The sequence below is a fragment of the Streptomyces sp. NPDC002537 genome (genome assembly GCF_053594975.1).
The window spans coordinates 1-12827 of the sequence record NZ_JBSFWT010000134.1 but is presented as its reverse complement, the minus strand read 5'-3'; the positions used below and the strand labels follow the sequence as shown (position 1 = coordinate 12827).

At 72.3% G+C, this 12827-nt stretch carries 12 protein-coding genes, 2 rRNA genes and 1 pseudogene; 4 read left to right on the top strand and 11 right to left on the bottom strand.

Going from position 1 to position 12827, the window contains the following annotated elements; genetic code table 11:
- Positions 1–108: 108 nt before the first annotated feature.
- From ACWD4A_RS33635 to ACWD4A_RS33625, 3 genes are read right to left on the bottom strand one after another with little or no spacing between them, the layout of a single operon-like run.
- A complete protein-coding gene (locus ACWD4A_RS33635; RefSeq protein WP_451199944.1) occupies positions 109–1095 on the bottom strand; it encodes an NAD kinase in 987 nt (328 codons plus the stop codon).
- Positions 1092–1907: a TlyA family RNA methyltransferase gene (locus tag ACWD4A_RS33630; RefSeq protein ID WP_451199948.1), complete on the bottom strand. Its 816-nt coding sequence runs from the start codon at positions 1905–1907 to the stop codon at positions 1092–1094. The genes ACWD4A_RS33635 and ACWD4A_RS33630 overlap by 4 nt, the downstream gene beginning before the upstream one ends.
- 13 nt (positions 1908–1920) lie before the next feature.
- The gene (locus ACWD4A_RS33625; protein WP_451199942.1) at positions 1921–2196 is read right to left on the bottom strand and encodes a hypothetical protein; all 276 of its coding nucleotides are present in this window, start codon (positions 2194–2196) and stop codon (positions 1921–1923) included.
- Between the two features lie 68 nt (positions 2197–2264).
- On the opposite strand from ACWD4A_RS33625, the gene ACWD4A_RS33620 reads away from it, so the two are divergent.
- A complete protein-coding gene (locus tag ACWD4A_RS33620) occupies positions 2265–2612 on the top strand; it encodes a sterol-binding protein (RefSeq protein ID WP_451199940.1) in 348 nt (115 codons plus the stop codon).
- Here ACWD4A_RS33620 and ACWD4A_RS33615 read toward each other — a convergent pair.
- Genes ACWD4A_RS33615 through ACWD4A_RS33605 form a run of 3 tightly spaced genes read right to left on the bottom strand, consistent with a single transcriptional unit; the run spans position 2572 to position 5641 of the window.
- On the bottom strand, positions 2572–3570 hold the full coding sequence (locus tag ACWD4A_RS33615; protein WP_451199939.1) for an ABC transporter ATP-binding protein: 999 nt from the start codon (positions 3568–3570) through the stop codon (positions 2572–2574). The genes ACWD4A_RS33620 and ACWD4A_RS33615 overlap by 41 nt on opposite strands.
- Positions 3531–4595 (bottom strand): FecCD family ABC transporter permease, encoded by a 1065-nt coding sequence (locus ACWD4A_RS33610; RefSeq protein WP_451199938.1) that lies wholly within the window; start codon positions 4593–4595, stop codon positions 3531–3533. Before ACWD4A_RS33610 ends, ACWD4A_RS33615 begins: the two co-directional genes overlap by 40 nt.
- Positions 4592–5641, bottom strand: coding sequence for a FecCD family ABC transporter permease (locus ACWD4A_RS33605; protein WP_451199936.1), 1050 nt, complete (start codon positions 5639–5641; stop codon positions 4592–4594). The genes ACWD4A_RS33610 and ACWD4A_RS33605 overlap by 4 nt, the downstream gene beginning before the upstream one ends.
- A gap of 74 nt (positions 5642–5715) precedes the next feature.
- On the opposite strand from ACWD4A_RS33605, the gene ACWD4A_RS33600 reads away from it, so the two are divergent.
- Together ACWD4A_RS33600 and ACWD4A_RS33595 are read left to right on the top strand one after the other, a co-directional pair.
- Entirely contained in the window at positions 5716–6750 is a 1035-nt protein-coding gene (locus ACWD4A_RS33600; protein WP_451199935.1) for an ABC transporter substrate-binding protein, read from the top strand.
- A 61-nt stretch (positions 6751–6811) separates the two neighbouring features.
- Positions 6812–7678 (top strand): siderophore-interacting protein, encoded by an 867-nt coding sequence (locus ACWD4A_RS33595; RefSeq protein WP_451199932.1) that lies wholly within the window; start codon positions 6812–6814, stop codon positions 7676–7678.
- 92 nt (positions 7679–7770) lie between these two features.
- Here ACWD4A_RS33595 and ACWD4A_RS33590 read toward each other — a convergent pair whose 3' ends face one another.
- The gene (locus tag ACWD4A_RS33590) at positions 7771–8799 is read right to left on the bottom strand and encodes an HAD-IIA family hydrolase (RefSeq protein ID WP_451199930.1); all 1029 of its coding nucleotides are present in this window, start codon (positions 8797–8799) and stop codon (positions 7771–7773) included.
- Between the two features lie 74 nt (positions 8800–8873).
- Here ACWD4A_RS33590 and ACWD4A_RS33585 point away from each other — a divergent pair, with 74 nt between their 5' ends.
- Positions 8874–10163, top strand: coding sequence for a DUF1015 domain-containing protein (locus ACWD4A_RS33585; RefSeq protein WP_451199929.1), 1290 nt, complete (start codon positions 8874–8876; stop codon positions 10161–10163).
- Positions 10164–10236: 73 nt separating this feature from the next.
- Here the strand turns inward: ACWD4A_RS33585 and ACWD4A_RS33580 are convergent, their stop codons facing one another.
- From ACWD4A_RS33580 to ACWD4A_RS33565, 4 genes and pseudogenes are all read right to left on the bottom strand, one after another.
- Complete coding sequence (locus ACWD4A_RS33580) at positions 10237–11052, bottom strand: hypothetical protein (protein ID WP_451199946.1); 816 nt, start codon at positions 11050–11052, stop codon at positions 10237–10239.
- Between the two features lie 60 nt (positions 11053–11112).
- A pseudogene (locus ACWD4A_RS33575) lies at positions 11113–11709 on the bottom strand (tetratricopeptide repeat protein); the annotation flags it as partial.
- Positions 11710–12460: 751 nt separating this feature from the next.
- Positions 12461–12577: ribosomal RNA gene (rrf, locus tag ACWD4A_RS33570) — 5S ribosomal RNA — on the bottom strand.
- Between the two features lie 106 nt (positions 12578–12683).
- Positions 12684–12827 (bottom strand): 23S ribosomal RNA (locus tag ACWD4A_RS33565); the annotation flags it as partial.

Sequence of the window (12827 nt, the reverse complement as noted above, 5' to 3'; positions counted from 1 at the left end):
GACACAACCGGCCGGCGGTTCTAAACACCGCCGGCGGGGTTTTTGCCCCCGCGGCCGCAGGCCGCCCCCGCCGCAGGCGGCAGACGACCCGCACCCAGGGAGCGCCGATCAATGAGGCGCACCCCGCCACCCGGCCACCGGCAACGCGAACTTCGCCACCAACCGGTCCGTGAACAACGCGTGATGCAGCCGGGCCAGCCGTACGGGAACCGCCCCCCGCCGCACCTCCACCCGTGCCCCGGCGGGCAGTTCGACGGTGCGGCGGCCGTCGCACCACAGCACCCCGTTCGGCGTCTGCGGCTGCACCTCCACCGCCAGCACCGAGTCCGGCGCCGTCACCAGCGGCTTGGCGAAGAGGGCGTGCGCGCTGATGGGGACCATCAGCAGCGCCTCGACCTCGGGCCAGACCACGGGGCCGCCCGCCGAGAAGGCGTAGGCCGTGGAGCCGGTCGGGGTCGCGCAGACCACGCCGTCGCAGCCGAAGCGGGACACGGGGCGCCCGTCGACCTCGATGACGACCTCCAGCAGCCGCTCCCGCGCGGCCTTCTCCACCGACGCCTCGTTCAGCGCCCAGTCGGTGTGCACGATGTGCCCGTCGGTGCGGACGAGGACATCGAGGGTCATCCGCTCCTCGACCTCGTAGGCGCGGGTCACCACCCGGTCCACGACCTTGTCGAGGTCGTCGCGCTCCGCCTCGGCGAGGAAACCGACCCGCCCGAGGTTGACGCCCAGCATCGGCACCCCGGAGCGCCGCGCGAACTCGGCGCCGCGCAGCAGCGTGCCGTCGCCGCCGAGCACGATCAGCAGTTCACAGCCGTCCAGTACGTCCGGCCGCTCCGGTCCCGCCTCGACGAGTTCGACGGAGGCGGGCAGCGGCAGGTCGGCCGCCTCCTCCGCCAGCACCCGCACGCCGATGCCGCAGCGCAGCAGGCCCTGCACCACGAGTTCGGCGCTGCGGATGGCCGCGGGGCGGCCGGTGTGGGCGAGCAGGAAGACGGTCCGCCCGCCTTCCTCGGCGCTCGCCGAGGTCTGTGCCGATGCTGCCGATGTCGCTGATGCTGCCGATGTTGCTGATGGTGCTTCTGAAGTGGTCAACGGGGCCCCTCCGCCACTGCACGGTCAACGTCCGCCGGATCCAGTGCAGGCGCTCCGGCGCGCAGCCACAGAAAGTACTCGACGTTGCCGGAGGGACCCGGCAGCGGGCTCGCCGTCACGCCCAGCACGCCGAGCCCCAGCTCGGCCGCCCGGTCCGCGACGGTGCGGACGGCTTCGGCCCGCAGCTGGGTGCTGCGCACCACACCGCCGCTGCCGAGCCGTTCCTTGCCGACCTCGAACTGCGGCTTGACCATGAGGACGAGGTCGGCGTCGGGGGCGGCGCAGCGGACCAGCGCGGGCAGCACCAGGCCGAGGGGGATGAAGGACAGGTCGCCGACGACGATGTCGACCGGCCGGTCGTCGATCTGGTCGAGCGTCAGCTCCCGGACGTTGGTGCGGTCCTTGACGGTGACCCGCTCGTCGCTCTGGAGGGACCAGGCGAGCTGTCCGTAGCCGACGTCGACGGCGACGACGTGGGCGGCGCCCGCGCGGAGCAGGACGTCGGTGAAGCCGCCGGTGGAGGCGCCCGCGTCGAGCGCGCGGCGGCCCTCGACCTGCAGCCCGCGGGGCACGAAGGCGGCGAGGGCGCCGGCGAGCTTGTGGCCGCCGCGGGAGACGTAGTCCGGGTCGTTCTCGTCGGTGGTGACGACGACGGCGGCGCTGATCTCGACCTGGGTCGCCGCCTTCGTCGCGACGGCGCCGCCGACCGTCACCCGGCCCGCCGCGATCAGCTGGCTCGCGTGCTCGCGGGAGCGGGCGAGTTTCCGGCGCACCAGCTCGGCGTCGAGTCGGCTGCGGCGCGGGCGGGTCACTGCCACGGGTGGTTCAGCTCCTGTTGTCGTACGAGGCGGGGGACCCCGAGGGCACGGGGACCCCGGACGGGCCGGGGCCGCGGTCGAGCGCGGCGAGCGCGTCGCGGAGGCCCCGGTGTACATCCTCGTACACCTCCAGGTGGCCGCTCGCGTCGAGGTGGTCGGCGTCGGCCAGCCGGGCGAGCGCGGCGTCCACCGCGGGGTCGCCGGTGGGGGTCCGGTCGACGCCCAGGGGCTGCGGCCCGGCCGCCCGCTCGTCCTCGGGCGCGCCGGTCGTCGGATCGGTCATGGCCCCGACGCTACCCCGTCCAGGCGCCTTCGCGGCGTACGCGATCCGCTGGGGTACCGTCCATCCCCATGGCGACCATCGAGGAGTGCCGTGCCGCACTCGACCGGCTGGCGGAGAACCTCGCGGGGGCCCGTGGCGACCTGCGGGAGGCCGCCGCACCCGACCGTTCGCTCAGCTGCCACATCACCGACCTCGACGTCACCTTCACCGGCCATCTGGCGGGCGGCCACATCCAGGACGTGGAGACCGCTCCCGGCACCCCGGAGCGGCGCGCGGAGATCGCGCTGACGATGTCCGGCGACGACCTCGTGGCCCTGGTGGACGGGCGGCTGAGCTTCGCGAAGGCGTGGGCCGGGGGCCGGGTCCGGGTGCAGGCTAGCCTGCGGGACGTGCTGCGGCTGCGGTCGCTGCTGTAGCGGCCGCGGGCGTCCTGCGCTGCCGGGCGGCCGGGACGACCAGCGGGGTGCCGGTCTCGGGGTCGTCGATGACCTGGCACCGGATGTCGAAGACCCGCTCGACCAGGCCGGCGGTGACGATCTCCCGCGGGTCGCCCTGGGCGATGACCTTCCCGTCGCGCAGCACGATCAGGTGGGTGGCGTAGCGGGTGGCGTGGTTGAGGTCGTGCAGGACGGCGACGAGGGTGCGGCCCTGCTCCTCGTGCAGCTCGGCGCACAGGTCGAGGACGTCGATCTGGTGCTGGATGTCGAGATAGGTGGTCGGCTCGTCCAGGAGGAGCAGCGGGGTCTGCTGGGCGAGGGCCATGGCGATCCAGACGCGCTGGCGCTGGCCGCCGGACAACTCGTCGACGTGCCGGTCGGCGAGCGCCTCGACGCCGGTCGAGGCCATGGACTCCTGGACGATCCGCTCGTCCTCGCGCGACCACTGCCGCAGCAGCCCCTGGTGGGGGTAGCGGCCGCGGGCGACGAGGTCGGCGACGGTGATGCCGTCCGGGGCGATGGAGGACTGCGGAAGCAGTCCGAGCGTGCGGGCGACGTGCTTGGCCGGGTACGAGTCGATGGCCGCGCCGTCGAGGAGCACGGTTCCGGCGGCCGGCTTGAGCATGCGGGACAGCGCGCGCAGGAGGGTGGACTTGCCGCAGCCGTTGGGGCCGACGATCACCGTGAAGGAGTTGTCGGGGATGGCGACCGAGAGGTTCTCCGCGATGACCCGCTGGTCGTAGGAGAGCGTGACGTTCTCGGCCGACAGGCGGCTCGTCGGCTTCCGCTCCGCGGCCGCGCGGGGCGCCGGGGCCTGCTGTGCCGTCCGCGGCGCGGTGGCTTCGCGTACGTCGCTCACGGTGGTCTCTCCTTGTGTGTTCGTCAGGTCCTGCAGCGTCATATCCGGCCCGCCTTGCGCTCGGTGAACAGCAGCCACAGCAGATAGCAGCCGCCGAGCATGCCGGTGACCGCGCCGACGGGCAGCTGGTCGGCGCCGAAGAGCCGTTGCGAGGCCCAGTCGGCGGTGATCAGCAGGACGGCGCCCATGCAGGCGGAGGCGGGCAGGTTGGGGCCGGGCGCGCGGGTGAGCCGGCGGGCGAGCTGGGGTGCGGCGAGGGCGATGAAGCCGATGGGTCCGGCGGCGGCGGTCGCGACGCCGGTCAGCAGGACGGCGGCGCCCATGGCCACGATCCGTACGCGTTCGGCGCGCACGCCCAGCGCGTAGGCCGCGTCGTCGCCCATCTCCATCATCCGCAGGGCCCGGCCCTGGCCGACGACGAGCGGGAAGAGCACGGCGGCCACGCACAGCAGCGGCCATACCTGGCCCCAGTCGCGGCCGTTGAGGGAGCCGACCATCCAGAGCATGCCGCGCGTGGCGTCGGTGAGGTCGGCGCGGGTCATCAGGTAGTCGCGGACGCCGCTGAGGACGGCGGCCGCGCCGATGCCCACGAGGACGAGGCGGTAGCCGTGGACGCCCTTCTTCCAGGCGAGCAGGTACACGGCGACGCCCGTGGCGATGCCGCCGACGACGGCTCCGGCCGCGACGGCGAAGGGGTCCCCGTGGAAGAGGACGATGACGACGAGCGCCCCGGCCGCCGAGCCCTGGCCGAAACCGATCACGTCCGGGCTGCCCAGCGGGTTGCGGGAGACCGACTGGAAGACCGCGCCCGCCAGGCCCAGGGAGGCGCCGACGAGCAGCCCGACCAGGACGCGCGGCAGCCGCAGGTCCTGGACGATGAACTCCTGGGCGGGCGTGCCGTTTCCGGCGAGGGTGCCGATGACCTCGCCGGGCGACATCGGGTAGTCGCCGGTGCCGATGAGGGCGACGGCGGCGGCCGCGGCGGCGGCCAGCAGCAGCAGGACGACGAGGACGGCGCGGGGGCTCACGCGCAGCGAGAGCCCGCCGCGGGTGCGGATCACCCTGAGCCGGGTGCTGGTCCTCGGGGACGACAGGGCACTCACTGCTGGACCACCTTCCGGCGGCGTACGAGGTAGATGAAGACGGGCCCGCCGATGAGCACGGTGACGATGCCGACCTGGAGCTCGCCGGGCCGGGTGACGACCCGTCCGATCACGTCCGCGCCGAGCAGCAGCACGGGCGACAGGACGGCCGAATAGGGCAGGATCCAGCGGAGGTCGGGGCCGGTGAGGGCGCGCACCAGGTGCGGGATGATCAGGCCGACGAAGACGATCGGCCCGCAGGCGGCGGTCGCCGCGCCGCACAGCAGGGTGATGACGACCATCGCGAGGACGCGGGTGAGCGTGGGCCGGGAGCCTAGCGCGAGCGCCTGGTCGTCGCCGAGTGCCATGGCGTTGAGCGGCCGGGCGAGCGCCAGGCAGAGCAGGACGCCGAGGCCGATGAAGGGCGCGATCCGCCAGACGGTGTCCATGGTCGCGGAGGCGAGCGAGCCGACGACCCAGAAGCGCATCCGGTCCATCGCCGCCGCGTCCCGCAACTGGACCGAGTACACATAGCCGTAGAGGGCGTACGTCACGGCCGTGCCCGCGAGCGCGAGGCGCACCGGTGTCGCGTTGCGGCTGCCGCCGAGGAAGTGGACGGCCACGGAGACGACGGCCGCGCCCAGGAAGGCGAACCACATGTAGCCGCTGATGGTGCCGATGCCCAGGAAACTGATGGCGGAGACGACGGCCGCCGCGGCACCGGCGTTGACGCCGAGGATGCCGGGCTCGGCGAGCGGGTTGCGGGTGAGCGCCTGCATCACGGCGCCGGAGAGCCCGAGCGCGGCGCCGACGAGGATGCCCAGCAGCGTCCTGGGCAGGCGCACGTCGCGCACGACGACGGCGTCGCTCCCGGACGCGGAATGGGCCAGCGCGTTCCAGACCTGTTCGAGGGGGATCTGTTTGGCGCCGATGGCGACGCTCGCCACGGCGACCAGGAGCAGTACTCCGAGCGCGGCGAACAGACCTGCCGCACGGGCCGCGTTCCGGCCGGGCGGCACGGATCGCGGCGGTGCCGCTGGGGATTCGAGGTGACTGTCGACCAACACCAGGTTAGGTTAGCCTACCCTGACGTTGTCCCGATGTTGTTGCCCCTTCGAGAGTTCCGAGAGAAGCGCTTCCCATGAACACCCCCCGCATTCCAGGTTTCAGCTCCCTGTCCCGCCGTGGCCTCCTGACGGCGGGTGGCGCGCTCGGCGCCGGCGCCCTCCTCACCGCCTGCGGGGGCGGCAAGTCCTCGGGCGGCGACTCGGGATCGGACTCCGGCTCCGGACCCTGGACCTTCAAGGACGACCGCGGCGAGACCGCCAAGGCGAGCAAGACCCCCAAGAAGGTCGTCGCGTTCACCGGCAGCGCGGCCGCCCTGCACGACTTCGGCTTCGACTGCGCCGCCGTCTTCGGCCCCACCAAGCTCAAGGACGGCAAGCCCGACCCGCAGGCCGGCGACCTGGACGTCGACAAGGTGACGATCCTCGGCAACGCCTGGGGCGAGTTCAACGTCGAGAAGTACGCGGCCATGGGTCCCGAGCTGATCGTCACCAACATGTACCAGGGCCAGGAGCTCTGGTACGTGCCGGACGACAGCAAGAAGAAGATCCTCGGCCTGGCCCCCGGCGTCGGCATCACCACCGCGAAGACCTCGCTCACCACGGTCATCGGCCGCTACGCCGAGCTCGCCGAGTCGCTGGGCGCCGACCTTCAGGCGAAGCAGGTCACGGACGCCAAGGCGCGCTTCGAGAAGGCCTCCGAGACCCTCCGCAAGGCCGCCCGTGACAACAAGGGCCTCAAGGTCCTCGCCGCCTCCGGTTCCGCCGACATGTTCTACGTCTCCGACCCCTCGGTCTACGCCGACCTCACCTACTTCAAGCAGCTCGGCGTCGACATCGTCGTCCCGGACAAGGTCACCGGCGGCTTCTTCGAGAGCCTCAGCTGGGAGAACGCCGGCAAGTACCAGGCCGACCTGATCCTGCTCGACGACCGCACCGTCGCCATGCAGCCCAAGGACCTGGCCGCCAAGCCGACTTGGGCCGGGCTGCCCGCCGTCAAGGCCGGGCAGATCACCCCCTGGCTCAGCGAACCGCGCTTCTCCTACGCCGGTTGCGCCCCGCTCGTCGAGCGCCTCGCCGAGGCCGTCTCGAAGGCCAAGAAGGTCAGCTGATCCGCTGCCCCTGCCGGCGCCCCCGCCGACGCTCCCGCCAGCCGAAAGGACGCCTTTCCGCATGACCAGCTCCACCACCGCACCGAGCTCGCCGTTCCGCTTCTTCGACCTGCACGTCGTGCGCACGGCCCGGATCAGCCCCGCCATGGTCCGCGTCACCTTCGGGGCCGCGGACCTCGCCGAGCTCACGAGCGGCGGCCGCGACCAGCGCTTCAAGGTGTTCCTGCCGCAGCCCCGCCAGGACGCGCCCGTCATGCCCGAGGTCCTCGACGAGGGCTGGTTCGCGCACTGGCGCTCCCAGGACCCGGCGGTCCGTTCCGTCATGCGCACGTACACCATCCGCGACCTGCGCACGGACCCGGCCGAGCTGGACGTCGACTTCGCCGTGCACGGCGACGCGCACCACGGCGGCCCCGCCACCACCTGGGCGCAGGCCGCGAAGCCCGGTGACCGCGTCGCCGCGCTCGCGCCCGTCGTCGCGGACAACGGCGGCGTCGACTTCCAGCCGCCCGCGGACACCGACTGGTCGCTCGTCACCGCGGACGAGACGGCGCTGCCCGCCGTCGCCGGCATCCTCGCCTGGCTGCCCGCCGGGGCCAGGGCGAAGGTCTGGATCGAGGTGCCGCACGCGGACGACGTCCAGGACCTGCCGACGGCCGCCGACGTGGACATCACCTGGCTCGTACGCGGATCCGCGAACGCCACGTCGATCGTCGACGCCGTGCGCGCGGCGGAGCTGCCCACCGGCACCCCGTACGCGTGGATCGCGGGCGAGGCCGGCGCGGTCCGCACGCTCCGCCGCCACCTGGTCAACGACCGCGGCTTCGACCGCCGCGCGGTGGAGTTCACGGGCTACTGGCGCCGGGGCGCCACGGAGGAGGACCTCCTCACGGAATGGGAACAGGGGAAGACGGAGCCGACGGACTGACGGGTCCGGCTAGTCGCAGTTCCTCGCGCCCCGAAAGGGGCGCGGGGAACTGCGCGACCAGCCCCCACCGGCCCGCGGCCGGGAAACAACCGTCAAAGCCCCAGCAGGGCAACCGCCTTCCCGCCGTCCAGAACACCCGTACCGGACCCCGCCGCCGCCCACGCGGCCCCGCACAGCGCCCGCAGCCCGTCGACCGGCTCGCCCGAACCCGCCAGCGAAAGCTCGTCACCGGCGACGGACGCCGTCCACCCGCCGCACCGGAAGCCGCCGTCGACGGGGTCGACGGACGGCTGGGCCTCCAGCAGCCCCCGCAGGTCCCGCGCCACATACGTCGGCCGGTGCTCCGGCGCCGCGGCGAGCAGCTCGGCCGCCGTGGTCACCCCCGTCAGCACGAGCAGCGAATCCACACCCCCCGCGTACGCACCCTCGATGTCCGTGTCGAGCCGGTCGCCGACCACCAACGGCCGCTTCGCGCCCGTCCGCAGCACCGTCTCCCGGTGCATCGGCGGCAACGGCTTCCCCGCCACCTGAGGCTCGGCACCCGTCGCCATGCGTACGACCCGCACCGCCGAACCGTTGCCCGGCGCGATGCCCCGGGCACTCGGAATCGTCAGATCCGTGTTGGACGCGTACCACGGCACACCGCGTGCCACCGCGTACGACGCCTCCATCAGCCGCGACCACGGCATGTCCGGCCCGCCATACCCCTGCGCCACCGCCGCCGGATCGTCGTCCGCCGACTCCACCGGCACCAGCCCGCGCTCCTCCAGCGCGACCCGCAGCCCCTCCGCGCCGATCAGCAACACCCGTGAACCCGCCGGGATCTGATCGGCGATCAGCCGCGCCACCGCCTGCGCCGAGGTGATCACATCGGCGGGCTCGGCGGGCACACCGAGCTCCGTCAGGTGCGCCGCGACCGTCTCCGGGGTACGAGCCGCGTTGTTCGTCACATAGGCGAGGTGCATCCCGCCCTCCCGCGCCGTCCCCAACGACTCGACGGCATGCGCGATGGCCTCGCCACCCGCGTAGACCACGCCGTCGAGGTCCAGCAGCGCCGTGTCGTAGGCTGCGCTGAGCCGCTGCCCACTGCCTTCGGGCCGGATCCGGACGGTCTGGTTCATCGTGACTCGCTCCTTGTGCTGTACGTCTCTTCCCCGATCATTGCTCATCCGGCCGTGAGACATAACATTTCCCAATGAGCACTCCAGGCCGAACAGGGGATACGGGGCAGGGTCTCGAACTCGTGCCGTTCCGAGGGCTGCGCTATGTCCCGGAACGGGTCGGCAGCCTCTCCGCCGTCACGTCGCCGCCGTACGACGTGGTGGTACGGCCGGACGGGCTGCGCCACCTGGAGACCGCGGACCCGCACAACATCGTCCGGCTGATCCTCCCCCAGGCCGCCACGGCCGCGGACCGGCACCGGCAGGCCGCCGAGACGCTGCGCCGCTGGCAGGACGAGCGCATCCTCGCGCCCGACCCCGAGCCCGCGCTCTACGTCTACGAGCAGCAGGGCGACGGCATCCTGCAGCGCGGCCTGATCGGGGCACTGCGCCTCAGCCCCCGCGAGGAGGGCGTCGTCCTTCCCCACGAGGACGTGATGCCGCACATCATCGAGGACCGGGCGGCCCTGATGCGCGGCACGGGCGCCAACCTGGAGCCGCTGCTCTTCTCCTACCGCGGCACCGAGGGCACCGGCGGCGCGGCGGACGTCATCGACCGGGTCATCCGCTCCGCGCCCCTGCTGTCCACCACCACCGACGACGGCTACGCCCACCGCCTGTGGTCCATCACTGACCCGGCCGATCTGGGCACCGTCGGCGCCGACCTCTCCCGGCAGCGGGCCCTGATCGCCGACGGCCACCACCGCTGGGCGACGTACCTCCGGCTGCGCGCCGAGCAACCCGCCGCCGGGCCCTGGGACTTCGGCCTCGTCCTCCTCGTCGACACCGCCCGCTACCCGCTGCGCGTACGGGCCATCCACCGGCTCCTGCACCGGCTGCCGGTCGCGGACGCCCTCGCCGCCGTCGGCGGTGCCTTCCGGGTCCGCACCCTCGAAGGCTCGCTGCCGCAGGCCCTCGACGCGCTCGCCGAGGCCACCGGCAAGGACGGCAACGCCTTCGTCCTCGCCGGCGACGGCCGCTTCCACCTGCTCGACAGCCCCGATCCCGGACTCCTCGCCCGTACGGTCCCCACCGACCGCCCGGAGGCCTGGCGGACCCTCGACGCGACGGTCCTGCACTCGGTCCTGCTGGAGCACATCTGGCACGTCCCCGACGACCCCGAGCACATCGGCTACATCCATGAGACGGCCGCCGCCGTCAAGCAGGCCGAACGCCACGGCGGCACGGCCGTCCTCATGCACCCCGTCTGCGAGGACGTCGTCCGCGAACTCGCCGAACAGGGCGTCACCATGCCCCGCAAATCCACCTCCTTCGGCCCCAAACCGGCAACGGGCCTGGTTCTGCGGAGCCTTGCGCTGAACTGAACGCCGGAGAAACGCCGAAGGGCGGAACCCCCGGTCGGGGGTTCCGCCCTTCATGCGGTCAACTCGGCCGCGATCAGCCCTTGTCGGCGTCCGACGCCTCGTCCTCGGCGGACTTGACGGTCTCGGCGGTCTCGGCAGCCTTGGGGGCCTCTGCGGGCTCCTCGGGCATGACCGGCTCGACGAACTGCGGGGTCTCGACGGGCTCCGCGGTCTGCGGGGCCTCGGCCGGGGCGTCGGTGTCCTCGGCCGGGGTCTCGGTCTCGTCGGCCTCGACCATGGCGTCCGTGAACTCGACGCCGTCCAGCTCCGCGAGGCGGTCGGAGGCGTCCGTCATGCCGCCCTGGTCCGCTTCGAGGGCCTTGGCGAACCACTCGCGGGCCTCGTCCTCACGGCCCACGGCGAGCAGCGCGTCGGCGTAGGCGTAGCGGAGGCGGGCGGTCCACGGCTGGACCGAGTTCGAGGCGAGCTCGGGGCTCTGCAGGGTGACGACGGCGGCGTCGGCCTGGCCCATGTCCTTGCGGGCACCGGCGGCGACGAGACGCATCTCGACCTGGCCGGCCTTGTCGAGCTTGTGCACCTCGGGCTCGCCGGCCATGGCCAGGGCGCGCTCCGGGCGGCCCATGCCGCGCTCGCAGTCCGCCATCACGGGCCACAGCTCGACGGAGCCGGTCATCCGGCGGGCGGCGCGGAACTCCGCGAGGGCCTCGGAGTACTTGCCCGTGGCGTACGCGGCGAAGCCGGCGGCCTCGCGCACGGCGGCGACGCGGGACGCGAGGCGCAGGGCGATCTTGGAGTACGCGTAGGCCTGCTCAGGCTCCTCGTCGAGCAGCTTGGCGACCATGACGAGGTTGCGCGCGACCTCCTCGGCCAGGCCCTTCGGCAGGCTCATGAGCTCCTGCTTGACGTCCGCGTCGATCTCGTCGCCGGTCACCTCCTCGGGGATCGGCAGCCGCTTCACGGGCTCACGGTCGTCACGGCGGTCGTCACGCCGGTCGTCACGACGCCCGTAGCCGCCGGAACGGTCGTCACGCCCACCGCGGTAGCCGCCGCCACCCTGACGGTCGTCGCGGCGGCCGTAGCCACCACCCTGGCGACCACCGCGGTCATCACGGCCACCACGGAACCCACCACGGTCGTCGTCACGGCGCGGCGCGCGGTCGTCGCGACGGAAACCGCCGCGCTCGTCGTCACGACGCGGGGCACGGTCGTCACGACGCTCGTCACGACGGAAGCCACCGCGCTCGTCATCGCGACGCGGCGCACGGTCGTCACGACGGAACGACGGACGCTCATCACGACGGTCGTCACGACGGAACCCACCACGGTCGTCATCACGACGCGGGGCACGGTCGTCACGACGCTCGTCACGACGGAAGCCACCGCGCTCGTCATCGCGACGCGGCGCACGGTCGTCACGACGGAAGGAAGAGGGACGGTCGTCGCGACGGAAGCCACCGCGCTCGTCGTCGCGACGGGGGGCGCGGTCGTCACGACGGAACGACGGACGCTCATCACGACGCTCGTCACGACGGAACCCACCACGGTCGTCATCACGACGCGGGGCACGGTCGTCACGACGCTCGTCACGACGGAAAGAGGGACGCTCGTCGCGGCGGAAACCGCCACGGTCGTCGTCACGACGGGGGGCACGGTCATCGCGGCGCTCGTCGCGACGGGAGCCACCGCGCTCGTCGTCGCGACGCGGCGCACGGTCATCACGACGGAAAGAGGAAGGACGGTCGTCGCGACGGAAGCCACCGCGCTCGTCGTCACGGCGCGGGGCGCGGTCGTCACGACGGAAGGAAGAGGGACGGTCGTCGCGACGGAAGCCACCGCGCTCGTCGTCACGACGGGGGGCACGGTCATCGCGGCGCTCGTCGCGACGGAAGCCACCGCGCTCGTCATCGCGACGGGGGGCGCGGTCGTCACGACGGAACGACGGACGCTCATCACGACGGTCGTCACGACGGAAACCACCACGGTCGTCATCACGACGCGGGGCACGGTCATCGCGCGGGAAGGTGGGACGGTCGTCGCGGCGGAAGCCACCGCGGTCGTTGTCCCGGCGGGGGCCGCGTCGGTCGTCGTCACGTCGCTGTGCCGGCCGGTCGTCGCGGCGGAAACCTCGACGCTCGCCGCCCGAACGGTCGTCGGGAGAGTTGGTGGACATCGACGTGACTCCTGTCTTGAGGTACCGCAGTCATTCTCGCGCAACCGGCTGGTCGGCGCGCTTCGGAAAAAACAAAAGGACCCTTGGTCCCAGCGTGAACGCTGGGACCAAGGGTCCTTGAAATATTGTTCGGCGGCGTCCTACTCTCCCACACGGTCCCCCATGCAGTACCATCGGCGCTGAAAGGCTTAGCTTCCGGGTTCGGAATGTAACCGGGCGTTTCCCTAACGCTATGACCACCGAAACCCTATCGGTTTCGAGCGAACAAGCACACTCTTCAATTAAGTGGTTCTGCTCAAAGCCAGCAACTGTTCGTTGCTTCAGAACTAACACAGTGGACGCGAGCAACTGAGGACAAGCCCTCGGCCTATTAGTACCAGTCAACTCCACACCTTGCGGTGCTTCCATATCTGGCCTATCAACCCAGTCGTCTACTGGGAGCCTTAACCCCTCAAGGGGGTGGGAGTCCTCATCTCGAAGCAGGCTTCCCGCTT